Source organism: Brachybacterium phenoliresistens (genome assembly GCF_039530785.1).
GTDB classification, from domain to species: domain Bacteria; phylum Actinomycetota; class Actinomycetes; order Actinomycetales; family Dermabacteraceae; genus Brachybacterium; species Brachybacterium phenoliresistens.
This window is the reverse complement of record NZ_BAAAOW010000008.1, coordinates 137,912-163,075: the sequence shown is the minus strand read 5'-3', so window position 1 is coordinate 163,075 and position 25,164 is coordinate 137,912. Positions and strand designations below refer to the sequence as shown.

General features: G+C 72.5%; 23 protein-coding genes. 12 read left to right on the top strand and 11 right to left on the bottom strand.

What is annotated here, in order from left to right; translation table 11 throughout:
• Positions 1–175 precede the first annotated feature (175 nt).
• The 3 genes from ABD234_RS15700 to ABD234_RS15690 form a co-directional block, all read right to left on the bottom strand.
• The gene (locus tag ABD234_RS15700) at positions 176–1,681 is read right to left on the bottom strand and encodes a GntT/GntP/DsdX family permease (RefSeq protein WP_344358198.1); all 1,506 of its coding nucleotides are present in this window, start codon (positions 1,679–1,681) and stop codon (positions 176–178) included.
• Positions 1,682–1,739: 58 nt separating this feature from the next.
• Positions 1,740–2,651 carry a phosphogluconate dehydrogenase C-terminal domain-containing protein gene (locus tag ABD234_RS15695; RefSeq protein WP_344358196.1) on the bottom strand — a complete coding sequence of 304 codons (912 nt, stop codon included), beginning with the start codon at positions 2,649–2,651 and terminating at the stop codon, positions 1,740–1,742.
• A gap of 106 nt (positions 2,652–2,757) precedes the next feature.
• Positions 2,758–3,579, bottom strand: coding sequence for a sugar phosphate isomerase/epimerase family protein (locus ABD234_RS15690; protein ID WP_038371673.1), 822 nt, complete (start codon positions 3,577–3,579; stop codon positions 2,758–2,760).
• Positions 3,580–3,826: 247 nt separating this feature from the next.
• On the opposite strand from ABD234_RS15690, the gene ABD234_RS15685 reads away from it, so the two are divergent.
• Positions 3,827–4,633 carry a FadR/GntR family transcriptional regulator gene (locus tag ABD234_RS15685; RefSeq protein ID WP_344358192.1) on the top strand — a complete coding sequence of 269 codons (807 nt, stop codon included), beginning with the start codon at positions 3,827–3,829 and terminating at the stop codon, positions 4,631–4,633.
• A 122-nt stretch (positions 4,634–4,755) separates the two neighbouring features.
• Here the strand turns inward: ABD234_RS15685 and ABD234_RS15680 are convergent, their stop codons facing one another.
• The 3 genes from ABD234_RS15680 to ABD234_RS15670 form a co-directional block, all read right to left on the bottom strand.
• Complete coding sequence (locus ABD234_RS15680; protein ID WP_344358189.1) at positions 4,756–5,517, bottom strand: triose-phosphate isomerase; 762 nt, start codon at positions 5,515–5,517, stop codon at positions 4,756–4,758.
• A gap of 256 nt (positions 5,518–5,773) precedes the next feature.
• Positions 5,774–6,232 carry a ribose-5-phosphate isomerase gene (locus ABD234_RS15675; RefSeq protein ID WP_344358186.1) on the bottom strand — a complete coding sequence of 153 codons (459 nt, stop codon included), beginning with the start codon at positions 6,230–6,232 and terminating at the stop codon, positions 5,774–5,776.
• A gap of 35 nt (positions 6,233–6,267) precedes the next feature.
• On the bottom strand, positions 6,268–7,992 hold the full coding sequence (locus tag ABD234_RS15670; RefSeq protein WP_344358184.1) for a dihydroxyacetone kinase family protein: 1,725 nt from the start codon (positions 7,990–7,992) through the stop codon (positions 6,268–6,270).
• 599 nt (positions 7,993–8,591) lie between these two features.
• Between ABD234_RS15670 and ABD234_RS15665 the strand changes: the two genes are divergently transcribed.
• The 4 genes from ABD234_RS15665 (at position 8,592) to ABD234_RS15650 (ending at position 13,062) form a co-directional block, all read left to right on the top strand.
• Complete coding sequence (locus tag ABD234_RS15665; RefSeq protein WP_038371667.1) at positions 8,592–9,512, top strand: sugar phosphate isomerase/epimerase family protein; 921 nt, start codon at positions 8,592–8,594, stop codon at positions 9,510–9,512.
• Positions 9,513–9,630: 118 nt separating this feature from the next.
• Entirely contained in the window at positions 9,631–10,413 is a 783-nt protein-coding gene (locus ABD234_RS15660; RefSeq protein ID WP_344358180.1) for an SDR family NAD(P)-dependent oxidoreductase, read from the top strand.
• A gap of 110 nt (positions 10,414–10,523) precedes the next feature.
• Positions 10,524–11,507: a 3-hydroxyacyl-CoA dehydrogenase family protein gene (locus ABD234_RS15655; RefSeq protein ID WP_038371664.1), complete on the top strand. Its 984-nt coding sequence runs from the start codon at positions 10,524–10,526 to the stop codon at positions 11,505–11,507.
• A gap of 154 nt (positions 11,508–11,661) precedes the next feature.
• Positions 11,662–13,062 (top strand): GntP family permease, encoded by a 1,401-nt coding sequence (locus ABD234_RS15650; protein WP_344358176.1) that lies wholly within the window; start codon positions 11,662–11,664, stop codon positions 13,060–13,062.
• A 388-nt stretch (positions 13,063–13,450) separates the two neighbouring features.
• Here the strand turns inward: ABD234_RS15650 and ABD234_RS15645 are convergent, their stop codons facing one another.
• On the bottom strand, positions 13,451–14,818 hold the full coding sequence (locus ABD234_RS15645; protein ID WP_344358174.1) for an MFS transporter: 1,368 nt from the start codon (positions 14,816–14,818) through the stop codon (positions 13,451–13,453).
• 222 nt (positions 14,819–15,040) lie between these two features.
• On the opposite strand from ABD234_RS15645, the gene ABD234_RS15640 reads away from it, so the two are divergent.
• The 3 genes from ABD234_RS15640 (at position 15,041) to ABD234_RS15630 (ending at position 18,297) form a co-directional block, all read left to right on the top strand.
• A complete protein-coding gene (locus ABD234_RS15640) occupies positions 15,041–16,369 on the top strand; it encodes a hemolysin family protein (RefSeq protein ID WP_344358171.1) in 1,329 nt (442 codons plus the stop codon).
• A 136-nt stretch (positions 16,370–16,505) separates the two neighbouring features.
• Positions 16,506–17,843, top strand: coding sequence for an ABC transporter substrate-binding protein (locus ABD234_RS15635; protein ID WP_344358167.1), 1,338 nt, complete (start codon positions 16,506–16,508; stop codon positions 17,841–17,843).
• An 88-nt stretch (positions 17,844–17,931) separates the two neighbouring features.
• Complete coding sequence (locus ABD234_RS15630; RefSeq protein WP_344358165.1) at positions 17,932–18,297, top strand: helix-turn-helix domain-containing protein; 366 nt, start codon at positions 17,932–17,934, stop codon at positions 18,295–18,297.
• 91 nt (positions 18,298–18,388) lie between these two features.
• On the opposite strand, the gene ABD234_RS15625 is transcribed toward ABD234_RS15630, so the two are convergent.
• The 3 genes from ABD234_RS15625 to dnaB all read right to left on the bottom strand — a co-directional run bounded on the left by ABD234_RS15625 (position 18,389) and on the right by dnaB (position 21,092).
• Entirely contained in the window at positions 18,389–18,988 is a 600-nt protein-coding gene (locus tag ABD234_RS15625) for a ClpP family protease (RefSeq protein WP_038371661.1), read from the bottom strand.
• Entirely contained in the window at positions 18,985–19,602 is a 618-nt protein-coding gene (locus ABD234_RS15620; RefSeq protein WP_344358162.1) for a ClpP family protease, read from the bottom strand. The genes ABD234_RS15625 and ABD234_RS15620 overlap by 4 nt, the downstream gene beginning before the upstream one ends.
• An 89-nt stretch (positions 19,603–19,691) precedes the next feature.
• On the bottom strand, positions 19,692–21,092 hold the full coding sequence (dnaB, locus tag ABD234_RS15615) for a replicative DNA helicase (protein WP_038371659.1): 1,401 nt from the start codon (positions 21,090–21,092) through the stop codon (positions 19,692–19,694).
• Between the two features lie 159 nt (positions 21,093–21,251).
• On the opposite strand from dnaB, the gene ABD234_RS15610 reads away from it, so the two are divergent.
• The 4 genes from ABD234_RS15610 (at position 21,252) to ABD234_RS15595 (ending at position 24,369) form a co-directional block, all read left to right on the top strand.
• Positions 21,252–21,713 (top strand): hypothetical protein, encoded by a 462-nt coding sequence (locus ABD234_RS15610; RefSeq protein WP_344358158.1) that lies wholly within the window; start codon positions 21,252–21,254, stop codon positions 21,711–21,713.
• On the top strand, positions 21,710–22,123 hold the full coding sequence (locus ABD234_RS15605) for a helix-turn-helix domain-containing protein (protein WP_051486659.1): 414 nt from the start codon (positions 21,710–21,712) through the stop codon (positions 22,121–22,123). The genes ABD234_RS15610 and ABD234_RS15605 overlap by 4 nt, the downstream gene beginning before the upstream one ends.
• Before the next feature lie 92 nt (positions 22,124–22,215).
• Positions 22,216–22,689 (top strand): DoxX family protein, encoded by a 474-nt coding sequence (locus ABD234_RS15600; RefSeq protein ID WP_344358154.1) that lies wholly within the window; start codon positions 22,216–22,218, stop codon positions 22,687–22,689.
• Between the two features lie 159 nt (positions 22,690–22,848).
• Positions 22,849–24,369: a peptide MFS transporter gene (locus ABD234_RS15595; RefSeq protein ID WP_425546798.1), complete on the top strand. Its 1,521-nt coding sequence runs from the start codon at positions 22,849–22,851 to the stop codon at positions 24,367–24,369.
• A 2-nt stretch (positions 24,370–24,371) separates the two neighbouring features.
• On the opposite strand, the gene ABD234_RS15590 is transcribed toward ABD234_RS15595, so the two are convergent.
• Positions 24,372–25,157 (bottom strand): MerR family transcriptional regulator, encoded by a 786-nt coding sequence (locus tag ABD234_RS15590; protein ID WP_344358149.1) that lies wholly within the window; start codon positions 25,155–25,157, stop codon positions 24,372–24,374.
• Positions 25,158–25,164 lie beyond the last annotated feature (7 nt).

Sequence of the window (25,164 nt, the reverse complement as noted above, 5' to 3'; positions counted from 1 at the left end):
TTGATGGCAGGGCAACAAAGCCATACCCGGCCGAGCGACCAGACCCCGACCATCGGGGCCCTCACAAGGTAACGGGGGACCATGGTCGAAGGCCCCGGAGGCGTTCCCGCGGGAACGTCTCCGGGGCCTCCGGCATCGTGGCGGCGGCCCGGGGCCTCCGGGATCCGCCGGGGATCTACGAGACGATCAGCCAGGCCAGGGAGATGATCGCCATCCCGGTGAAGCCGAGCACGGTGCACATCAGCGTCCACGTCTTCAGGCCGCCCGCGACCGACAGCCCCAGGAAGCGGGTCATGATCCAGAAGCCGGAGTCGTTGATATGCGACAGCGCGAGCGATCCCATGCCGATCGCAAGGATGATCAGCGCGACCTGGATCGCGGAGAAGTCGCCCGCGAGGACCGTGGACTGCACCAGCCCGGCGGCTGTCAGGGTCGCCACGGTGCCCGAGCCCTGCGCCACCTTGAAGATCAGCGCGAGCAGGAACGCCAGCAGCAGCACCGGCACCCCGGCGTCGACCAGCAGGCCCGAGACGGCCGTCCCGATCCCGGAGACGGTCAGCACCTTCGCGAACACGCCGCCCGCGCCGGTCACGAACACGACGATGGCGGCCGGGCCGAGGGCGCCGTCCATGACGTCGGCGAGGTCCTGGCGACCCCAGCCGTGGCGGAAGCCGAGGATGTACATCGACAGCAGGCCCGCCACGAGCAGGGCGAAGCCGGGGGCGCCGAGGAAGGAGAGCACGTTCAGGGCGGGCGACCCCTCGGGCAGGAGCACCTTTCCGATGGTGCCGCAGGCGATGAGCAGGATCGGCAGCAGGATCATCGCGATGACCGTCGCGGCCGAGGGCTCGGTGACGCGGCGCGCGGGGGCGGCGTCGGCGCCGGACGGCGCGTCGGCATCGGCCGATGCTCCCTGAGCGCCGCCCGCCCCGGACCCGGACCCGGCGGCGAGGGAGCCGCCGGAGCCCGCCGGGACGGTGACCGCGCCGGCGCGGGCGGCCACGAACCGGGCCGCGCCCGCATCGGCGTACTTCTGCGCGACCTCGGGCGAGACCGAGAAGGTGGTGCTGCGCATGATGCGTCCGGACAGGAAGAACACCAGGAAGCCCATCGGGATCGCGAGCAGGATGCCCAGCACGGTCACCAGGCCCAGCTGCTCCGGGCCCAGCAGCGTGGTGGAGCCGACGATCCCCGGGTGCGGCGGCACCGCGTTGTGGATGAACACCATGAGCACCGCGACCGGGGCGCCCAGGGCGATCGGCGAGCGATGCCCGGCGGCCTTCGCGAAGCTGAAGATGATCGGCACCAGGATGATGAAGGCGACGTCGAAGAAGATCGGGATCGCGACCAGGCCCGAGGCGATCAGCAGGGCCGGGCCCAGGCGCTTCTCGCCGAGGACCTCCGCCGCGCGGTGCGCGATGATCTCCGCGCCGCCGGTCTTCTCGATGATGCCGCCGAGCATGGGGCCGAGGCCGACCAGCAGGGCGACATTGCCGAGCGTGCCTCCCATGCCCTCGATGACGGTGGGGATCACGTCCTGGATCGGGATGCCCGCGAGGACCGCGGTGAGGACGGAGACGAACAGGAGGGAGATGAAGGCCGGCCATCTCAGCTTCATGACCGTGAACAGGAGGATGGCGATCGCCAGGACGGCGACGCCGATGAGGTATGCGGTGCTCATGACTGCCTCTCCCCGGGCGGCGCAGCGCTGCGCCGCCCGGGATCGGGGGTGGGGGTGCTCAGCGCTCCTCGGCGCGGTCGAGCTTCAGCATCGTGGCGATGACGGAGTCGAGCTCGCTGTCGTCCCAGATGCGCTTCCAGTCGTCCTTGATGATCGCCTCGCGCCCGTAGTCCATCGCCAGCAGGCAGGCGTCGGAGAACGGGTTGGAGCCGCGCAGGGCGTTGGTCAGGGAGATGAAGATGTGGCCGTAGAAGATCGCCTTCACGGCGTCCTCGGGGATCCCCTTCTCGTGGATGGCGTGGTCCATCGAGTCCTTGAGAAACTGGCCGATCATGCATCCGGTGGTCTCCACCAGGGTCGGCTCGAGCTGGGCGAGCTGCTTCACGGTGACCCAGTGGACGTCGATGACGGGGGCATAGATCGCCCGGATGACCTGCTCGAGGCGCCCCTTCGCCTCCTGGTCCTCGCCCTCGAAGGCGGCGACGACCTCCTGCGGGGCGGCGATGCCGCCGAAGGTGTCGGCCCACTCCTCGGGGGTGGTGCGCTCGAGGAACACGGAGGGGTGGGCGGGGTGGGCGCAGGCCTGGAAGACGTCCTCGCGGGTGGCGAGCAGTCCCGCGTAGGCGGCGGCGGGGTCCAGCGTCAGCAGCACGGAGCCGGGCTTCATCTGCGGGACCACGGACTCGGAGACCGTCCCGAGGACCACGTCGGGCACGGCGAGGATGACGACGTCGGCCTCGCCGGCGACGTCGTCGATGCTGCTCACGGTGCGGCCCAGCGCCTCGACGCGCTCGCGGCCCGCCGGGGAGGACTCGCAGTAATGGATGGTCGCATCGGTGAGGTTCAGGTTGTTGGACACGCGCGTGCCCATCTTCCCGGCGGCGCCGACGACGGCGACGGTGAGGCTCGCATCGAGGTCGACCTGCTTGCCCTTGAGGGGGTTGAGGTCCTTGCTGCGATCGGTGGTCATGGTGATCTCCTTGCTCGGGGTGAAGGCGGGTGCGGTGCGGGCTGGGCCGATGGGTCGATGGGCCGATGGGCCGATGGGCCGATGGCCGATGGCCGATGGCCGATGGTCAGGGTGCGGGCGCGGGGGCGGCCTGCGCTGAGGTGCGCAGGGCGTCGAGGGTGGCGCGGGTCCAGTCGCGCTCGATGCGCAGCGTGGTCTCGAGGTCGCCCTGCCAGGGCAGCCAGTGCTCGACGATCGCGGCAGGCGTGCGCCCCTCGCGATAGACCGCGTCGAGCTCGTGGTCGAGGTCGAGCAGGCCCTCCCCCATCCGTGCGCCGGAGAGGGTGAAGCCCACCCAGCCCTCGGCGCGGTCGAAGCGGAAGTCCTTCACGTGCAGGTCGACCACGTGCGCGGCGGTCCGCTCGACGACGTCGCGGGGATGCTCGAGGGCGGAGACGCAGTTGGCGGGGTCCAGGCAGATCCCCACGTGGGGCGAGGCGACCTCCTCGACGACGGCGATCAGCTCGGCGGTGGGGACCTGCTCGTAGGTCTCCAGGGCGAGGGTCGCGCCCTGCGACTCGAGCCGCGGAAGGACCTCCCGCAGCGCGGCGACGGCCTGATCGCGGCCGCCGGCGATCTCGGGGCGCTGGATCATCGAGCGCAGCACCGGGGCGCCCAGCGCCTCGGCGATGTCGAGGTAGCGGCGCAGATGGTCGGGGCCGATGGTGCGGGTGCCGAGCTCGAGGCGCAGCCCCAGGTCGCGTGCCTGATCGCGCAGAGCCGTGAGCTCCGCCCGGGAGAGTCCGTCCACGCACGGGTCGTCGCAGATCTGGAAGACCTGGCAGTCCAGCTCCGCCGCCCGGTCGAGCATCCCGGCGATGCTCATCGGCCGCGGGTTGGCGTCCTGCCATTCCCAGAACAGCGCGTACGTGCCGATCCCGATGTCCATCCGCGTCACCTCGTCGTGGTCCGCCCCGGCCGGTCGTGCCGGGCGCGTGGCCTCACGCTAACCTCGCCACCCCCAACTGGTCAACCAGTTGACCGACCGCGCGCAGGTGCTCGCCGCACAGCGAGATCGCGGGACGATGAAGAACGGGACGGTGGGCGCGGGAACGCCGATGCAAGGGGCGGGGTCGCCGCGGCGGGCATCGCCGTGCGGCCGGAACGCCGGAGCCGGGGCGCACTAGTCTGGTCGGGTGCCCGAGACCTCCCGCCCGTCCCGATCCGATTCCGCAGCTGCGCCGGCCCCGGCCTCCGATCCGCGCACGCCCTCCGAGCCGGTGGACCCGCTGGATCTGCTGCGCCGCGACGCGCAGGGTTCCCGCTCCCCCAGCGGATCGGTGGCGAGCCGCCTGCTGGACGTGCTGCTGGGCGATTCCATGCGGCCGGGCGACCGGCTGCCCTCGGAGCGTCGGCTGACCGAGGCGATGGGCGTGGGACGTTCGGCGATCCGGGAGGCGATCTCTGCGCTCGAGGTGCTCGGCGTGGTCGAGACCCGAGCCGGATCCGGCACCTACCTGCGCGCCTCCACCTCGGAGCTGCTGCCGCAGACGCTCTCCTGGAGCCTGCTGGTGGACCAGGACGCGACGGAGGACCTCGCCGTGGTGCGCGGGGCGCTCGAGCGCTCGGCGGCCCAGGAGGCGGCACGGGAGCCGGCGGCCGACCAGGTGGCGCGGCTGGAGGAGCTCGTCGCCGCCCAGGAGGCCGCCCGTGGGGACGCCGCCGCCTACATCGAGGCGGACATGGCCTTCCACCAGCACCTCGCCGCGATGGCCGGGAACCCCATCCTCGCCGCGCTGCTGTCGACGTCGCGCTCGCTGCTGCGGGTGTGGTTCGAGCGCGGCGTGGAGGACCCGGCGGACATCGACGTCGCCATCCGGGAGCATCGGGCGGTGTGCGAGGCGATCGCCGCCCGGGATCCGCAGGCCGCCGCGAGCGCCATGGAGTCGCACATGCGCACCGCCGCGGAGCGCCTGGTCCGCACGCCCGTCGACGGCGCCTGAGGCCGCCGACGGCAGGCCGCGCCGACCACAGGCCACGCCGGCAGCCTGTGCCGACGGCTAGCAGCTGACGGCTAGCGGCCGATGACCGGCGGCCGACGACTGACGGCCGGCGGTCGGCGGGGTCAGCCGGCCCGATGGGCCTCGGCGATGCGCAGCAGCTCGAGGTAGTCCTCGAGCTTCCAGGCCGTGCGGCCGACGAACAGGCCGGTCACGTGCTCGATGCCGAGCAGGTCGGCCGCGTTGTCGAGGTTGACGGAGCCGCCGTAGAGCAGTCCGGCGACGCGGTCGCCGTAGACCTCGGCGAGGGCGGCGAAGGGCTCGCGCAGCTCCTCGACGGTGGCGGGGCGGCCCTTCTCGCCGATGGCCCAGATGGGCTCGTAGGCGATGACGACCCGGGACAGCTCCGCGGCGTCGAGGCCGTCCAGGGCGCCGGCGGCCTGCTCGAGGATGAACGCGCTGGAGCCGCCCTCGGCCTTGACCTGGGCGTCCTCGCCGATGCACAGCAGCGGGGTGAGCCCGTGGCGCAGGGCGGCGGCGACCTTCAGACGGGTGGTCTCCACCGTCTCGCCGAAGTGCTCGCGACGCTCGGAATGGCCGATCTCGACGAGCTGGGCCCCGGCATCCTTCGCCTGCGGCACGGAGACCTCCCCGGTCCACGCCCCGGCGTCCTCCCAGTGCGCGTTCTGCACGCCCAGCAGCACCGGCGAGTCCTGGCCCAGCAGCGCGCGCACGGTCGTGGTCGCGGTGAAGGACGGGATGACGAAGGGCTGGATCCCGGCGGGCGCGGAGTCGCCGAGCGCGTCGACCAGTCCCGTCGTCCAGGCGCGGGCCTCGTCGAGGGTCTTGTTCATCTTCCAGCTGGTGCCGATCCACAGGTCGGTCATGGCAGGGCCCTTTCGGAGGCGGGAGAAGAGGTGAGAGGTGCGGCAGCCGACACGGGGTCGCCGCCGGGAGCCGCCGACCCACGGGACCAAGCCGGGAGCCGCCGACCCACGGGACCAAGCCGGGAGCCGCCGACCCACGGGACCAATACGGGCACATGGGCCGAAATATGCGCCATGTCCCCGTATTGGTCCCGTGGATCGCGCCCGGGCAGCGGCACAGGGAGGCCGCCGCCCGGCACGGGTCAGGCAGGTGAGGTCACTCGCCCTCGTACGCGCAGATCGCGTCGACCTTCTCGGCGGAGGCCGAGGTCGGGTCGAACTCGAGGTCCAGCCAGACCTTCACCAGCTCCTTGGCGAGCTCGAGGCCCACCACGCGCTCGCCCATGCACAGCACCTGCGCATTGTTGGAGAGCACGGAGCGCTGCACGGAGTACAGGTCGTGCGCGGTCACGGCGCGCACGCCCTTGACCTTGTTCGCCGCGATCGAGACGCCGAGCCCGGTGCCGCAGATCAGCAGGGCGCGGTCGGCCTCGCCGGCGGCGACCTTCTCGGCGGCGGCGACGGCGACGTTGGGGTACAGCTCGGCGTCGTCACGGCCGGTGACGCCGACGTCGGTCACGGACTCGACGCGATCATCGGCCTCCAGGAGGGCCTTGAGCTCCTCCTTGTAGCCGTAGCCTGCGTTGTCTCCTCCGACGACGATCTTCCACGTCATGATGCTCTCCTTGGGTTGCGGGGGTGGTGCGGGGGTCACTTCGCCAGGTGGGCGCCCAGCTCGGCCATGAGGATCGAGAAGGACAGCGCGCCCGGGTCCGGGGTGCCGAGGCTCTTCTCGCCGAGCACGCGCGAGCGGCCCTTCTCCGCGGTGATGTCCGCGGTGGCATCGGCCGCGGTGCGCGCGGCGGCGGCGGCCTCGGAGATGCGGCGGGCGGCATCGGCGGCATCGGCCGGGTCCTCGCTGCCCAGGGCCTCCAGGAAGGGGACGGCCGCGTCGATCATGGTCTTCTGGCCGACCTTCGCGCCGCCCAGGCGCTGGATGGCGTCGATGCCGGACCGCAGGGACTGCAGGGTCTGCGCCGGGGAGCCGGCGGCGTCGTCGCTGTGGACGCTGCCGGCGGCGGTGAGCGCCGCGCCCCAGAGCGCGCCGGAGGTGCCGCCGGCGGACTCGGCCCAGGCGTCGCCCGCGTGGACCAGCACGGTGCGCGCGCCCGCCCCGGCGGCGAAGGCCTCGCGGGCCGCGGCCGCCGCGCCGCGGGAGCCGTAGGCCATGCCCTGGCCGTGGTCGCCGTCGCCGGCGATCGCGTCCAGGCGGCCCAGCTCCGCCTCCTCGCGGGCGCAGACCTGCTCGAACAGGTCCAGGACGCCGCTGATCCTCGCGGCGTACGCGCGGGACTCCTCGGTGGCGGCCGGGATCTCGACGGCGTCCGCGGTCCAGAAGGACTCGCGGGCGGGACGCTCGACCTCGGGCATCGCGCCGCGGTGGAAGGCGGGGGTGTCGGCGGGGGCCAGCCAGTGCTGCTCGAGCTCCTCGTCGAGGAAGACGAGGGTGAGGGAGGCGCCGGCCATGTCCAGGCTGGTGATGAACTCGCCGACCTCGGGGCGCACCGGGGTGATGCCGGCCTCGGCGAGGCGCTCGGCCACGCGGGCGTAGACGACGAACAGCTCCTCGTACTTCACGGTGCCCAGGCCGTTGAGGATCACGGCGGCGCGGCCCTGGTAGCCGCCCTCGACGCGCTCGGGCTGCTCGGCGAGGATGCCCTCGACCAGGAGGTCCGCGATCTCGGAGGCGGTGCCCAGGGGCTCGTCGCGCACGCCGGGCTCGCCGTGGATGCCCAGGCCGACGCCCATCTGGCCCTTCTCGACGTGGAACAGCGGCTCGGCGGCGCCGGGCAGGGTGCATCCCTCGAAGGCGACGCCGAAGGAGCGGGTGGCGTCGTTGGCCTTCCAGGCGATCCGCTCGGCCTCGTCGATGTCCGCGCCCGCCTCGATGGCGGCGCCGGCGATCTTGAACACGGGCAGGTCGCCGGCGATGCCGCGGCGGTCGCGGTGGTTCTCGGGGGTGTTGGAGACGATGTCGTCGCTGACGCGGATGATGCGCACGTCCACGCCCTCGGCGCGCAGCTTCTCCGCGGCGACGCCGAAGTGGAGGACGTCGCCGGCGTAGTTGCCGAAGCCGAGGATCACGCCGCCGCCGTTCTCGGCGTTGCGGGCCACGGAGTAGACCTGCGAGGAGGAGGGGGAGGCGAACACGTTGCCGCAGGGGGCGCCGTGGCCCATGCCCGGGCCGACCCAGCCGGCGAAGGCCGGGTAGTGCCCGGAGCCGCCGCCGATCACGAGGGCGACCTGTCCCTGCGGGGTCTGGGTCGAGCGGACCACGCCGCCGTGGACCGAGGCCACGTGCTGGGGATGCGCCGCCACGAGGCCGGCGACGGCATCGGCCGCGAAGTCGGACGGGGAGTTGAAGAGATACGTCATTGTGGATCCTCCGTGGTGGGACGTGCCGCGCAGCGCTTCCGCACCGGCCGAGTACGGGGTCGGCGGCACAGGGCCGCCCAGAGTCGAGATAATCCTATAGGCAACAGGGGTGTCGCGGAAGGGTCTCGTCTCTCAGCATGCCTGACCCGCGCGGAGGATGGGAGCCCGCTCCCGAGCTCAGGGACCCCGCAGCGCCGCGGAGGAGACCTCGCTCACGCCGCCGCCGCGAGCCCGGGCCGCACCGGCGCCGGGGCACCATCTCGGATCGGCGGGACGGGAGAGAGCAGCACGCAGGGCAGATGCTCCGCCGTCGCGGGCACGGAGCCGCGCGCGGGGCCCGCACGGGACGCCTGCGGCGCGGCCGCCCCGCCGCGCCCGCCCCTTCGAACCCCCGTGAGCCTCGCCACGGCGCGCAGGGCGGATAGGTCGGACCACCGGGCGGCACGGATCCCGCGCTGATCGGCGCGGATGCCCCGGGGATGCCGCGCACGGCCGACGATTCCGCCCGCTGGCCGCCCTCCGGGCAGCGGCCACAGGGTTGACAGCGCCACAGCGAGGATTGATCCTATAGGAACCTGACCTTCTCGAAGGAGACAACGATGTTCACAGCTGAGACCTGGCCGATCGCGGCCAACATGCTGTCCTTCGGTGCGACCGCCCCCGACGGCGGCCACATCAAGGACGCGCCCGCCACGGTCTGGGCCAGCCAGCTGCGCCAGGTCAAGGCGCTCGGGATCGACCAGATCGACCCCACCGACGCCTGGGTGCCCCTGGCCTCCCTCTCCGACGCCCGCGTCGAGGAGTTCCGCTCCGTGCTGGACGGCGAGGGCATCTCGATCCCCTCGATCTCCATGACCCGCAACTCCGTGGTCGACCGCGAGCACGGCGAGCGCAACCTCGCCGACGCGCACCGCCTGATCGACCTCGCCCCCAGCTTCGGCGCCCTCGTCGTCAACACCGGCTTCATGCAGGCCATCACCGAGAAGCAGGCCGCCGCCGTGTGGTTCTGGCTCGAGGACGGCCACGTCGACGACCCGGCGCTGCGCGACCTGGCCATCGAGCGGGTGCGCGAGCTCGGCGACCACGCCCGGGCCCAGGGCATCCAGCTGAGCCTGGAGATGTACGAGGACACGTACATCGGCACCCCCGACGACGCCGTCGCCTTCATCACCGACGTCGACCACGACGCCGTGGGCCTGAACCCGGACCTGGGCAACCTGGTGCGCCTGCATCGGCCGATGGAGCACCCCACCGCGATGTACGAGAAGGTCCTCCCCTACGCCAACTTCTGGCACATCAAGAACTACACGCGCGACGTCGACACCGCGACCGGCGCCTACAGCTCCGACCCGATGCCGCTGAAGTACGGCTACATCAACTACCGCCAGGTGATCCTGCGCGCCCTCGAGCTGGGCTTCTCCGGGCCGTTCTGCTGCGAGCACTACGGCTCCGACTCCTTGGGCGTCATCGCCGAGAACCGCGAGTACATCCGCCAGGTGCTGGCCTCCGCCGAGCTCTGAGCCACCGGCCGGGGCCGGGGAGCATCTCCCCGGTCCCGCCGCCCCCGCGCGCCCCGTGGCCCGCGCACCTCCGATCGCGCACCCTGCGCACCCCCTGACCTGCGAAGGAGCAGCTGGCATGACCTCTCAGCCCTCTGGATTCCCCGAGAAGCGCACCGCCGTCGTCACCGGGGCCGGCGCCCCGCGCGGCATCGGCCGCCACGTGGCCCGCAAGCTCGCCGCCGGCGGCTGGGACCTCGCCGTCCTGGACATCGACGGGGACGCCGTCGAGGCCTTCGCCGCCGAGCTGGCCGCCGAGAGCGGCCGCACCGTCGTCGGCATCGGCGTCGACATCGCCGACCCCGCCAGCGTCGAGGCCGCCTTCGCGCGCATCGACGAGACGCTCCCGCCCGTGATCGCCGAGGTCAACCTGGCCGGCATCGCGAGCCCCGCCTCCCTGTTCGAACTGGACGAGGCCACCTTCGACCGCGTCATGGCGGTCAACGCCAAGGGCACCCTGTTCATGATGCAGGCCGCCGCGCAGCGCATGATCGAGCACGGCCTCGGCGGGCGGATCGTGAACACCTCGTCGATCACCGCCTACGACGGCGGCGGCACCTTCTCCAAGATCGGCTACGCGGCCGCGAAGGCCGCCGTGCTGGGCCTGACCCGCGGCGGCGCCCGCGAGCTGGGCCAGCACGGGATCACCGTGAACTCGATCGTCCCCGGCCCCATCGACACCGACATCATGGGCGGAAAGCTCACCAACGAGCGCAAGGCCGGCATGAGCGCCGACATCCCGCTGCGCCGCGTGGGCCAGCCGCAGGAGGTCGCCGGCCTCATCAGCTTCCTGGTCAGCGAGGATGCCAGCTTCGTCAGCGGGGACAGCGTCTTCGTCGACGGCGGCAAGCACATGGTCTGATCCGGCCGCGCCGGCTCCGGCCGCGCCGCCCCCGGCCGGGCCCCCGGCCGGACCGCATCGCTCCTCCGCACGTCCCGCGCCCCGCGCGCACCCTTCGAAAGGAACTCCGCATGAGCATCTCCCCCGTCTCCAGCATCCAGACCGTCACCGTCGTCGGCGCCGGCTACATGGGCGGCGGCATCGCCCAGGTCCTGGCCGCCGCCGGCCTTCCCGTCCAGCTGGCCGATGTCAGCGTCGAGGCGGCCGATGCCGCGCTCGAGCGCATCGTCTCCGAGGCCCGCGCCTCCGAGGAGCAGGGCCTCATCCCCGCCGGCCACGCGGAGAAGATCGCCGCGAACCTCTCCGCCGGCAAGACCATCGAGGAGGCCGTCGCCGAGGCGGACTTCATCGAGGAGGCCGTCTTCGAGCTGCCCGAGGTCAAGCAGGAGGTCCTCGGCCGCGTCTCCGCCGCCGCCCGCCCCGAGGCGATCATCGGCACCAACACCTCCACCATCCCGGTGAAGGTGCTGGCCCCGGCCGTGACCAACCCCGAGCGCTTCCTCACCGTGCACTTCTCCAACCCGATGCCGTTCATCCCCGGCGTCGAGCTGGTCGCGGGCGAGGCCACCGACCAGGTCGCCATCGACGCGATCAAGGACCTGCTGCAGCGCGCCGACTGCGAGGGCGCCCAGGTCGCCGACACCCCCGGCATGGTGCTCAACCGCCTCCAGTACGTGCTGCTGAAGGAGGCCACCTCCATCGTCGAGGAGGGCGTGGCGACCGTCGAGGACGTCGACACCATCGTCCGCACCACCTTCGGCTTCCGCCTGGGCTTCTTCGGTCCCTTCGCGATCGCCGACCAGGCCGGCCTGGACGTGTACGCCAACTCCTTCAAGACATTCGAGGACGCCTACGGCGAGCGCCTGTCGACCCCGAAGCTGCTGCAGGACGCGGCCGCCGCGGACCGCAAGGGCCTCAAGAACGGCAAGGGCCTCGTCGAGGACTACGACGACGAGACCAAGGCCGAGCTCATCGCCTACCGCAACAAGGCCTACGCGAAGATGCGCGAGCTGCTGCGCGAGCTGGGCCCCGCCCCGCGCGGCACCGCCATCTGATCCCCGGGCCGGTGCCCGGCGCCGGCGCCCCGCCTGACGGGCGCGTCGCCCCGCCCCACCGCCCCGATCCGATCGTGAGGCCGCACGGCCCGCTGCGCGCGGCCGCACGATCAGACCCGACCCTCTCCTCCCCGGAACCGGAGCCGTTTCCACCATGGACCCCATCGTCATCGCAGAGCGCCCGACGCTGCTGCTGATCACCATCGCCGTCGTGGCGATCGCAGCACTGCTGCTGCTCATCATCAAGGCGAAGATGCATGCCTTCTTCGCCCTCACCATCGTCTCGGTCGCCACGGCCCTCGCGGCCGGGATCGGCGTCGGCGACACCGTGAACGTCATCATCGAAGGATTCAGCAAGACCGTCGGCACGGTGGCGCTGCTCGTCGGATTCGGCGCCGTCCTCGGACGGCTCGTCGAGGTGTCCGGCGGCGCCCAGGTGCTCGCCGACAAGATGCTGGACACCTTCGGCGAGAAGAAGGCGCCGCTGGCGCTCGGCGTCGCCTCGATGTTCTACGCGTTCCCGATCTTCCTGGACGCCGGCTTCATCGTCATGCTGCCGATCATCTACACGGTCGCCCGGCGCCTGCGCGGCTCCTTCATGCTGTACGTGCTGCCCTCGATCGGCGCGTTCCTCACCATGCACGCCCTCACCCCGCCCCACCCCGGCCCGACCGCCGCGGCCACGGTCATGGGCGCCGACATCGGCGTGGTCACCATCGTCGCGATCCTCATCGCGATCCCGACGTTCTACCTCGCCGGCTACCGCCTGTCGCTGATCATCGCCAAGCGCTACCCGGACATGCCGGTCCCCACCCTGCTGGGCGAGCCGGCCGATGTCCCCGCCGCGCAGCGCCCCGCCTTCGGCACCGTCATCGCGACCCTGCTGCTGCCGCTGGTGCTGATCTGCTTCAACACCGTCATGTCCACCCTCGAGGCCGGCGGCACCGTCGATGCCGACAACGGGATCTACCAGCTCTCCCGCCTGGTGGGCACCACCTCGATGGCGCTGCTCATCTCCGCCCTGGCGGCGATGCTGCTGCTGTACATCCTGCCCCGCAAGGGCGAGAAGGCCGGCGCGGCCCTGTCCTCCCTGGTGGACGACGCCCTCGCCCCCGTCTGCTCGATCATCCTCATCACCGGTGCGGGCGGCGCCTTCGGCCGCGTGCTGACCGAGACGGGCATCGGCGACACCGTCGCCGGCGGCCTGGATGCGGTGGGCCTGCCCGTGATCGTCGCGGCGTTCCTCGTCGCCGCCGCATTCCGCATCGCGCAGGGCTCGGCGACGGTCGCCGCCACCACGGCCGGCTCCATCATGGCCCCGGCGGTGATGGCCATGGACCTCAACCCCGTCGCCATCGCCGCGATCATCGTCGCCATCGGCGCCGGATCCATCGGCTTCTCCCACGTCAACGACTCCGGTTTCTGGCTGATCGGCCGGTTCTGCGGCTTCGACACCACGACCACGCTGAAGACCTGGTCCGTCGTCGGCACCGCGATCGCCCTGGTCGCCTTCGCGGTCTCGAGCATCGTCTACGTGGTGGCCTCCCAGATCTGATCCCGCCCCTACCCTCCCGGCCCGGTCCGGCCCCGCTTCGGCGCGGCCCGGACCGGGCCGGCTTGGTCTGGCCTGGCCTGGCCTGGTCTGGTCTGGTCTGGCCTGGCCCCGCCTGGCCTGGCCCGGCTCGACTCGGCCCGGCTCGGCCCGCTCGACCCGCTCGACCCGCTCGACCCGCTCGGCACCTACCCAGCGTCGTTCGGCCTGGCCCGGCCAATCGACCGGATTGATTCTGTCGCTTCCCCGTCGGGAAGCGACGGAATCAATCCGGTCGATCGCGTTGCGACGGAATCACTCCGGTCGATGGCGTTGCGACGGAATCACTCCGGTCGATCGCGGCGCGCCCGAGCCGTACAGCAGGGCCTCCTCTGGCGTCGCGGACGACTCCTCAGCGCAGCGGAGGGCGGGGACGGCGTGCGGTCAGCACCAGGCCGGTCGCGGCGGCGAGCAGCACGATCCCCTGGGCGGACAGCGCGACACGGTAGTCGTCCAGGCTCGGCGTGCCGACGCCGCCGGTGCGCAGGTCCAGCACGACGCCGACGATGAGCACGCACAGCAGCGCGCCGCCGAAGCCGCCGATGTTCACGAATCCGGAGGCCGTGCCGATCGCCGAGCGGTGCACCGACGTGCGGGCGAGGTCGAAGCCCACCGAGCAGGTCGCCGAGCCGAACGCCAGGCCGATCACCAGCGGGAGGAAGCCGAGCATGCCGTAGGGCGTCGGCACGGCGAGGCTTCCCGCCCACACCAGCGCCACGATGCCCCCGGCGATCAGGCCGAGCAGCGGCCGATGCTGCGGCACGAGCCCGGTCACGAAGCCGATGCACGGCCCGACCACCACCATGACCAGCACGTTCACCGTCAGGAGGACGGAGACGGCGCTGTGGTCCAGGCCGTGCCCGTTCTGCAGGAACGGCACGCCCCACAGGTACAGGAAGCTGTTCACGCCGGCCAGGGTCAGGCAGTGCAGGAACAGGCCGGACCACACCCCGCGGGAGGTGACCACCTCGCGGAGGATCGCCGTCGCCGACGGGGCCGGCCGCGGCGCCGGGGCGACCGCCTCGCCGTCGTGCCCGGCGCGCAGCGCCTCCAGCTCCTCGTCGATCCCCAGCTCCCCCGGCGGATGGTCCGCGGCGGCGATGGCGCCGCCGGCCCCGTCCTCCTCGGCCGCGCCGCGGGCATCGGCGCCCTCGGCTCCGGCGGCCGGACCGTCGCGGACGACGGCCAGGGCGAGCAGGCCCGAGACCAGCAGCAGCGCCCCGAGGCTGAGGAAACCCGCCGGCCAGCCGACGCCGATCACGATGCCGAGGAAGGGCACGGCGGCCACCGCCTGGCCGAGCTGTCCGACCATCGTGGCCAGCTGCGTGAACAGCGGTACCTGCCGGGAGGGGAACCACACCGCCGTCAGCCGCAGGATCGACACGAGGGTCGCGGCATCGCCGGCGCCGGTGAGCAGCCGGGCCAGCAGTGCGAGGGGGACGCCGTCGGCGACGGCCATGAGCAGCTGCCCGGATCCCATGGTCAGCGCCCCGAGGACCATCATCGTGCGCGGTCCCCAGCGGTCCAGCAGCAGCCCGGCGGGGATCTGGGCGGCGGCGTACGTGCCCAGCTGCACGACGCCGAACAGTCCCAGCACCGTCCCCTCGACGCCGAAGCGGACCGACGCCTCGACGCTGACCACGCCGAAGGAGGCGCGGGCGGCGACCGCGGAGAGATACGCCAGGACGCCGACGGCCCAGATCAGGTGGGCTCGGGTCACGCGCGGACCGGGACGGACCGCCCCAGCCGGTCCATCCTCGAAATCCTGCATGATCCCACTGTGCTCCGTCGTCCGGGTCACCGGTCGAGGCTTCCATCAGCTGGATGCAGGCAGGATTCCGTACACTTCTGCCATGCCCAGAACAGGTGAGCAAGACAGCCCCGGACACAGTCCCAGGACCCCCCTCCCGCGCCCGAGCGCCGAAGGGGGGTCGGTCCTCCGATGATCGGGGAGCTCGCGCTCAACATCGTCCTTGTCGTGCTGTTCGTGCTCATCGGCGGCGTCTTCGCGGCGACCGAGATGGCGCTGGTGACGCTGCGCGAAGGCCAGGTCACCATGCTCGCCCAGCGCGGCGCCCGCGGGCGGAAGGTCGCCGACCTCGCCCGCAACCCCAACACCTTCCTCTCGGCCGTGCAGATCGGCGTGACCGTGGCCGGGTTCTTCTCCGCCGCCTACGGCGCCTCCTCGATCGCGCCGGCGGTCGTCCCGGTCCTGACCGGCTGGGGAGTCTCCGAGTCCTTCGCGAGCACCCTCGCCACGGTCGTGCTCACGCTGCTGATCGCCTATCTGTCGCTGGTCCTGGGCGAGCTCGCCCCGAAGCGGCTGGCCATCCAGCGCAACGAGTCCTTCGCCTACGTCGTCGCGCCGGTGCTGGCGGGCTTCGCCACGCTCATGCGGCCGGTCATCTGGCTGCTCTCGGTGTCCACCAACACGGTGGTGCGGCTGCTGGGCGGGGACCCCGACAAGGCCTCCGAGCAGATGAGCGAGGAGGAGCTGCGCGACATGGTCTCCTCCCACGAGGGGCTGCCGGAGGACGAGCGCCGCATGCTCGACGACGTCCTCTCGCTGCGCGACCGCGAGATCAGCGAGGTCATGCGGCCGCGCCCCGAGGTGGTCAGCCTCGATGCCGAGGAGACGGTGCAGGCGGCCGCCGCCCGCGTCCGCGACCTCCCGTACTCCCGCTACCCGGTCACCGAACGGTCCATCGACGACCTCCTCGGGTTCGTGCACGTGCGCGACCTGTTCGATGCGGAGCATGAACGGCCCACGGCCCCCATCTCGCAGATCGTCCGCGAGATCGCGTTCTACCCGGCCACGGCGCGGGTCCTGCCCACGCTCACCGACATGCGCGCCGAGGGCCACCACATCGCGGTGGTCGTGGACGAGTACGGCGGCACCGACGGCATCGTCACCCTCGAGGACATCATCGAGGAGGTCGTCGGCGAGATCTTCGACGAGCACGACGAGGAGACCCCGGTCGGGGCGATCGCCGAGTCGGGCGGGCGCGTGGACGGGCGGCTGAACCTGCAGGACTTCGAGGAGGCCACCGGCATCGCCCTGCCGCGCGGCACCTACGACACCGCCGCGGGCTTCTTCATCGAGCGCCTGGGCCGCCTGCCCGTCGAGGGCGACTCGATCGTCGTGGACGGGGTGAAGCTGCAGGTCGCCCGCATGGACCGGCGCCGCGTCGCGGAGATCGACGTCGCCCGCCTGCCCGCCCTCACGGCCGATGCGCCGCAGACCCCGGGCGCCGAGGACCCGGCCGGCTGAGCCGCCGGGACCACGCACCGGAAAGCGCTTGACCGCCTCGAGGGGCCGTCGTACCGTTCCCGCATCCCGGACGGTCCGCCGGCCCCTCGACGGTGAGGCGCCGCGCCGCCCTCTCGACGACGAGCAGGAGTCCGCCATGCCCACCCCCGGTCCCCTCCCCCGACGCCCTCGGTCCTCCGGGGGCGTCGCCCGCCGCACCCTGCTCGCCGGAGCCATCGGCGGCCTGATCGCCCCGGCGCTGCTCAGCGCCTGCGGCCCCTCCGCCGGCGGCGGCGCCAGCAACCCGGGCGGAGGCGGCGTCTCCTTCACCTTCTGGGGCCCGGACTTCTACCAGCAGTTCACGACGAAGATGGTCGACGCGTTTACCGCCGCCCACCCCGAGGCCCCCGTCAGCCTGCAGCCCGCGGAGTGGGGCGGCTACTGGGACAAGCTCGCCATCTCCGTGGCCGGCGGGACCACGCCGGACGTCATCAACATGGACGGCAAGTACATCGCCGAGTACTCCGGGCGCGGCGTGCTCGCCGATCTCGAGGCGCTCGAGGGCCTGGACCTGTCCGGCATCGACGATGCGGACCTCGACGCCGGCCGCGTGGACGGCACCCTGACCGGCATCTCCACCGGATCCAACGCGTGGGTGGTCGTGGTCAACCCGCAGCTGTTCGCCGATGCGGGCGTGGAGATCCCCGACGACACGACCTGGACCTGGGACGACTACCTGCAGATCGCGACGCGGATCAGCGAGTCCGGGGTCGCCACCGGGGTCACCGGCGGCGGCAGCTACGCGGACCTCACCGTCTTCCTGCGGCAGCGCGGCGAGGACCTCTGGGCGGCCGATGGCATGGGCTGCAGCGAGGAGTCCCTGGCCGCCTGGTTCCAGCTGTACAAGGATCTGCAGGACTCCGGGGCGACCCTCGCCGCGGACGCCGCCGTCGAGGACGGCTCCGCGACCCTCGAGCAGCAGGCCTTCAGCACCGCCCGCTCGGCGATGAGCTGGACCTGGACCAACCAGCTCGCCGCCGTGCGCGACGCCGCCGGGAACCAGGAGATCGCCATGCTCCGCGCCCCCTCGGCCGCGGGATCGGCGCAGGAGAACGGCATGTTCAAGAAGGCCTCCATGTACTGGTCCGTCGCCGCGGACTCCGCGGATCCCGCCGGCGCCGCCGCCCTCGTGGACTTCCTCCTCAACGCGCCCGAGGCGCAGGCGATCCAGCTGCTCAATCGCGGCGTCCCCTCGAACCCCGTGGCCATCGAGGCGATGGGCGAGGACCTCACCGACACCGACCGTGAGGTGATCGACTTCCTCGACGCCATCACCCCGGAGCTGGGCGCGGCGCCCGCGGTCCAGCCGATGGGCACCGCCGATGCGCAGAACACCTTCACGCGCCTGCTCACCGACGTCCGCTTCGGCAGCGCCACCCCGGCGGAGGCCGCCGCGGCGACCCTCGCCGAGGTCAACGGCATGGTCGAGGCCTGAGCACCGGCGCCGGCCCCCGGCCGCCCCTGCGGTTCCGCTCACAGCGGAGGACGGCGCGGCGCCCGGGGCGGCGTCGTAGATTCGGCCCATGGAACGCTCTGGCCCCGCCCCTCTCGCCCCGCTCCTGCGCGAGCTGATCGGTCAGGCGCTGCGCGAGGAGCGCCACGCGCAGGGCCGGACGCTCGCCGACGTCGCCGCCCGCAGCGGGGTGAGCATGCAGCACCTCTCCGAGGTGGAGCGCGGGCTCAAGGATCCCTCGAGCGAGGTGCTCGCCGCCGTGCTGGGCGCCCTGGGGCTGTCCGCCTGGGACCTGCCGGCCCTGCTCGCACCGCGACCGGTGCTGCTGGACCTCACCGCGGACGGGCCGGACGAGCTCGACGCACGCCGCCATCGCAGCATCACCGCAGGCCACAGCGCTTCCGGCCCGCGAGGCGTCTCGCTCCTCGCCGCCTGACCTGCGCCGCCCGACCCACCGCATCGGCCCGAACTCGGGCCGGCCGGGCCGCGAGTCCGACCACCCCGATCCCGCCCGGTCCGAGCTCGCGTCACCCGGCCCGGCGCCGCTCCAGGACGGTGTCGGCGAGGCCGTAGGCGATCGCGGCGCGGGCATCGAGGACCCGCTCCCGCTCGAGGTCGTGGCGCACCGCGGCGAGGTCCCGCCCGGAGTGCTCGGCCAGCAGGGACTCGATCTCGCGGCGGATCCGCTCGACCTCCTCCGCGGCGAGGATCAGGTCCGGGATCGCCCCGCGCCCGCTCGCCTCGAGGGGCCGCAGCACGACCCGGGCGTGCGGGAGCACGGCGCGCATACCGGGGGTGCCGGCGGCCAGCAGCAGCACGGGCGCCGCCACCACCTGGCCGATCACCGTCACCGCCACCGGGCAGCGCACGTAGGCGAGGGCGTCGTGGATCGCCAGGACGGACTGCACGTCCCCGCCCGCGGAGTTGATGTACAGCTGGATGGGCGACTCGGGGGCCTGGTTCTCGAGGTGGAGGACCTGGGCGATGATCGTGTTGGCGACGCCGTCGTCCACCGGTGTGCCGAGGTAGACGATGCGGTCGCTGAGCAGGCGGGAGAAGACGTCGGCCGTGCGCTCGGCCCCGGTGGAGGTGCGCTCGATGACGCTGGGGATCGTGTAGCTGCTCATCGCAGGCCTCCCGCCCGGCCGGTGGCCGCACCCAGCGGCAGGACGTCGGCCAGGGAGTCGACGGTGCGGTCGCAGAAGCCGTAGGCGATGGCGTCCTGCGCGTCCCAGAAGCGGTCGCGCTCGGAGTCCACGGCGATGCGCTCGACGGCCTGGCCGGTGCGCTCGGCGGTGATGCGGATCAGCAGGTCGCGGTTCTTGCGCAGGTCCTCGGCCTGGATCTCGATGTCGGCGGCGCTGCCCCCGAAGCCCGCGGAGCCCTGGTGCATGAGCACCCGGCCGTGCGGGAGGATGAGGCGCTTGCCCGGGGTGCCGTGGGTGAGCAGGTACTGCCCGGCGCTGTAGGCCATGCCGAGGCACACGGTGCGCACGTCGCAGGGGATCAGGTCCATGAGGTCGCCGATGGCGAGCATCGCCGGGACCAGCCCGCCGGGAGAGTTGATGAGCAGGGTGATGTCCGCCGAGGGGTCCTCGGCGGCGAGCAGGAGGAGCCCGGCGCTGAGCTGCGCGCCGTTGTCCATGTCGAGCTCGCGGTCCAGGATCAGGACCCGCTGGTGCAGCAGGCCCAGTCCGGTGCGGTCCGCGAGGGCGGTTCCGGGTTGCGTGGTGGTGTCCATGCTCCGAGCCTGGCGCGGCCGGGGCCCGGGCGGCGCGGAATCCGCCCGGGGTGGATCCGCCGTGCGCGGAGCGGGCAGAACCGCGCAGGTCAGCCCGAGAATCCGCCCCCGCCGCCGGCGGGCATGTCCTTGAACCGGGAGTAGCGGCCCTCGAAGGCGACCGGGATGGTGGCGGTGGCGCCGTTGCGGTGCTTGGCGACGATGAGATCCGCCTCGCCGGCGCGGGGGGACTCCTTCTCGTAGTAGTCCTCGCGGTGGATCAGGATGATGAGGTCGGCGTCCTGCTCGATCGAGCCGGACTCGCGCAGGTCGCTCATCATCGGGGTCTTGTCGGTGCGCTGCTCGCTGCCACGGTTCAGCTGCGAGATGGCGATCACGGGGACCTCGATCTCCTTGGCCAGCAGCTTGAGGGCTCGCGAGAACTCGGAGACCTCCTGCTGGCGGGACTCGACCTTCTTGCCCGAGCTCATGAGCTGCAGGTAGTCGATGACCACGAGCTTGATGTCGTGCTTCTGCTTCAGGCGGCGGCACTTGGCGCGGATCTCCATCAGCGACATGTTCGCGGAGTCGTCCATGAACAGCGGGGCGTCGCCGATCCGGCTCATGGCGCGGGCCATGGCCTGCCAGTCGCGGTCGTCCATGGAGCCGTCGCGCATGCGGTTCATCGGGACCTGGGACTCGGCCGAGAGCAGACGCATGGTGATCTCGGTCTTGTCCATCTCCAGGGAGAAGATGACGCTGGCCATGCCGTTGTGGATCGAGGCGGAGCGCAGCACGTCCATGCCGAGGGTCGTCTTGCCCATGGCGGGACGGCCGGCGAAGATGATCATCTGCCCGGGGTGCAGGCCCTGGGTGAGCTCGTCGAACTCGTGGAAGCCCGTGGGCACCCCGGTGACCTGGCCGCCGCGGTTCTGGGTGGCCTCGATGGCGTTGAGGGTGTCGTCGATGACCTCGCCCAGCGGGAGGAAGTCCTCGCTGCGGCCGCGCTCGGTGACGGCGTACACCTGGGCCTGGGCCTCGTTGATGGCCTCCTCGATCTCGCCGCCGTCGGCCGCATAGCCGAGCTGGACGATGCGGGTGCCGGCCTCGACCAGGCGCCGCAGGGTCGCGCGCTCGACGACGATCTCCGCGTAGTAGCCGGCGTTCGCGGCGGTGGGGACCATGTCGATGAGGTCGGCGAGGTAGGCGCCGCCGCCCACGCGCTGCAGCTCGCCCTTCTTGGTCAGCTCGTCGGAGACGGTGACCAGGTCCGCGGGCTCGCCGCGGGAGTACAGGCTCGTGATCGCATCGAAGATGATCTCGTGCGCGGGGCGGTAGAAGTCGTTGCTCTTGACGATCTCGATGACGTCCGCGATCGCGTCCTTGGACAGCATCATGCCGCCGAGCACTCCGCGCTCCGCGGCGAGGTCCTGCGGCGGGGTGCGCTCGAGCCCGCGGTCGGGCCCGGACTCGTACGCCTGGTTCTCGAAGGTCTCGCTCTGCGTGCTCACCGGTCCAGTGTAGGGACCGGGGAAGACCCTCTCGGCACGGCCCACATCCGCTCCTCCTCCCCATCGGCCCCGCGACCGCCGCCCCTCTTGACAGCCGGTACTGCACCATAGGTACAGTACTGATGTCACAGACCGCTGGATCCGACGGAGGAGCCCGCCATGACCTCGACCTCCCACCCCCTCCCCTCCGATCCCCGCCCGGCGCGGCCGCCGGCCGGGTCGACCGACGCCGCCCTGCACAGCCTGCTGCCCTATCTCGGTGCGCTCGTCCTGGCCTGCCTCGCGCTGCAGGTCACGATCGCCCTCACCGGCGGGCGCATCGCCCTGCTGGCGGCCCTGCTCACCGCGGTGATCGCAGCCGGCGCCGCGATCTACCTCGGCACCCGGGGCCGGGCGCTGGGCCGCCTGCGCTTCGGGCTCCTGATCGCCCATGCCCTGCTCTACGTGAGCGTGAACGGGTCCTTCGCCCTGCATGCCTTCGTCCGCTCGGCCCTCGGCGAGGGGCTCGACCCCAGCTGGGGCGGGCCGATGCTCGCCATGCCCGGGATCTGGGCCCTGGGGTTCCTGACCCACGCGGCCGGCTCCCTCGCCGGGCGCGGGTTCGAGGCGGGGCGCGCATGAGCCGCGAGCCCGCATCGGCCGAGGCGACCTCGGCCGATGCGGAGTGGGCGCGGGAGCTCACCGCGAGCTGGGTCGAGACGTACAAGAAGTCGGCGACGACGCTCGCCCTGCTGCGGATCGTCCGGGCGCACGGCCCGGTCCCCGCCGCCGAGGTCGCCGCCCGCCTCGAGGAGGCGACCGGATGGAGCGTCACCGAGCGCGGGCTGTACCGGACGCTGCGGCGCCTGGCGGAGGCGCAGGTGCTCGCCGTCCACCGGGTGGACGTGGCCCGCACCGGCATGAAGCGCCAGGACTTCACGCTGACCTCGATCGGGGCGGCCTATCTCGCCGGGATCGAGCAGGCCCACGCCCGCCTGGCCGCCGCCCCGGCCCCCGCGATCAGCCCGGACGCGCCGCCGGCCCCGGAGTGACCCGTGACTCCCGCGGCGGAGCACCCTCTGGGCATTGGTTGAACTTTCCTCTACCGTGAGGGCAGCGATCCCCTTCGACCCAGGAGTCACCCATGGCCCCCTCGACCCCCGCCGGCCGATCCGCCCTGAGCGATCTCGGCCTCCTCCTCGCCCGCGTCGCGCTCGGCGTCATCTTCGCCGCGCACGGCTACCAGAAGGTCTTCCAGTTCGGCATGCCCGGCGTGACCGAGAGCTTCTCCGGCATGGGCGTGCCCTTCGCCCAGGTCGCGGCGCCCGTGGTCGCCTACGCCGAGCTCATCGGCGGCGTGCTGCTCGTGCTCGGCGCGTTCACGCCGATCGTCGGCCTCGTGCTCACGGTCGACATGCTCGTCGCCGCCCTGCTGGTCCACCTCCCCCAGGGCCTGTTCGTCGACCAGGGCGGCTGGGAGCTGGTCGGCGCGCTCGGAGCCGGCGCGCTCGCCCTCGCCGCCGTCGGCGCAGGACGCTACTCGAACGATGCCACCGTGCTGGGCCGCCGCCGCTCCGCGCGCGGCCGCGCCCGCAGCTCCGCGGCCGCGGAGGTCTGACCCCGCACGGCCCGATCACCCCGGCGAGGGCGTCGACGCAGGTCTCCTGACCTGCCTCGACGCCCTCGTCGTCGGCCCCGCCGACGTGCTGCGGGGGCGTGATCGCGCCCCCGGACGGCGCGAGGAACTCGTCACAGGATCGGCCGCAGCGATGTACAGATGACGCCCCGCGGCGAACGATGTCTCTCCGTGAACGACTCAGGCCCCCTCCCGACGGCGCCCGCCGCTCCCCCGGCGGACGCGCACAACCCCTCCGGCAAGACCTTCTTCGGCCAGCCGCGGCCGCTCGCGAACCTGTTCAGCGTCGAGACGTGGGAGCGCTTCAGCTTCTACGGCATGCAGGGCATCCTCGCGATCTACATGTACTTCCAGGTCGCCGAGGGCGGCCTGGGCATCTCGAAGTCCGTCGCCACCGGCATCGTCGGCGCGTACGGCGGCGCGGTGTACGTGTTCTGCATCCTCGGCGCGCTGGTCTCGGACCGCCTCGTCGGCCCGGAGCGGACGCTCTTCTTCAGCGGCGCGCTGATCATGGTCGGGCACATCGCCCTGGCCCTGCTGCCCGGCGTGCCCGGCCTCGTCGTGGGCCTGCTGTGCGTGGCCATCGGCTCCGGCGGCCTCAAGGCCACCGCGGCGACGCTGGTCGGATCGCTGTACGAGGTCAACGACGCCCGCCGCGACGCCGGCTTCTCGATCTACTACATGGGCGTGAACATCGGCGGCCTGTTCGGTCCGCTGCTGACCGGCCTGCTGCAGAAGGAATGGGGATTCCACCTGGGCTTCGGCCTCGCCGCCGTCGGCATGGCCATCGGCCTGACCCAGTACGCGCTGACCCGCCGGAACCTGCCGGCGACCGCCTCCCGCGTGCCGGACCCGCTGCCCGCCGGGAAGTACCCGCTGTGGATCTCGGTCGCCCTGTTCGCGGTGCTGCTGGTCGGCGGGCTGGTCCTCACCGGCGCCATCACCCCGGCGAACCTCGCCGGCATCGTCGTGGGCATCTCCGCCGTCGGCGCGATCGTGCTGTTCGCCCTGCTGCTGACCTCCTCGAAGATCACCGCCGACGAGCGCTCCCGCGTCATCGCTTTCATCCCGATGTTCATCGGCACCGCCGCGTTCTTCGCCCTGTTCCAGCAGCAGTTCACGGTGATCACCCTGTACTCCGACGCCCGCATGAACCGCAGCGTGCTGGGCTGGGAGATGCCGATCTCGTGGGTGCAGTCCTTCAACCCCTTCTTCATCATCGTGCTCGCCCCGATCTTCGCGGCGCTGTGGACGAAGCTGGGGCCGCGCCAGCCGACCACCCCGGCGAAGTTCGGGCTCGGCATCATCCTCATGGGCGCCGCCTTCGTGCTGTTCCTGCCGATGGTCCCCTTCGCCTCCGTGCCGGTGCTGTGGGTCGCGATGATCATGCTGGTCGCGACGATGGGCGAGCTGTCCATCTCCCCCGTGGGCCTGTCCCTGGCCACGCGCCTGGCCCCCTCGGCCTTCCCGGTGATGATGATGGCGCTGTACAACCTGTCCGTGGCCCTGGGCACCGCGCTGTCCGGCTCGCTGGCCGGCTTCTACTCCGCCGAGAACGAGGGCGCCTACTTCGGCACCCTCGGGGCGGTGACCATCGGCATCGGCGTGCTCATGCTGCTCATCGCCCGGCCCATCGGCCGCGGCATGCGCGGGGTGCGCTGAGCTCAGGCCCCCCGGGGACCGGGCACGCGCACGCCGGCGCGGCGCAGACCCGCCTCGACCAGCGCCTGCAGACGCTCCCCGGCCGATCCGGGCGCGACGCCCGCGTCCCGGACCACCTGGTACCGGGCCGCGGTGTCGCTGCGGGCCTGCATGCCGGTGACGATCGCGAGGTGCTCGGGCCGGGCCAGGTAGTGCGCCACGACCTCCTCCGCCAGGCCGGGCAGGCGCGGGTCCTCCGGCGACCAGGTGGCCGCCTCCGCGGCGCGACGGCTCAGCGCGACGAACTGCTCGTCGGCCAGGGCGTTCTCGACGTGCCCCAGGTGCGCCTCGAAGGCCTCGGGGACCATCGCCCGGGCCAGGACCAGGCCCTCCCGGGCGACGGCCACCTCGGCCTCCGAGAAGCCCAGGCCGGGCATCCGCGCCAGGAGGTCCGCCGCCCGATCGGGCAGCAGGGTCCGGTCGCCGTCCCGCAGGCGGCGCAGCACCGACCGTCGCGCCGTCAGCTCCCGGATCCGTGCGGTGACCTGGCGCTCCACCCCGTCGATCGCGCGGGAGAACTCGTCATCGTCGGCCGCGAGCAGCGGGCCGACCTCGGCCAGGGGCACCTCGGCGCCGGCGAGGGCGCGCACCTGGACCAGTCGCAGCAGCTCCGCCGGGCCGTAGCGCCGGTAGCCGGAGACGTCGCGCTCCGGCTCCGGCACCAGGCCCAGGCGGTGGTAGTGCCGCACCGTCTTGATGGTCACCCCGGCGAACGCCGCCGCCTGTCCGATCGTCACCCCGGTGCTCATCGGCCCA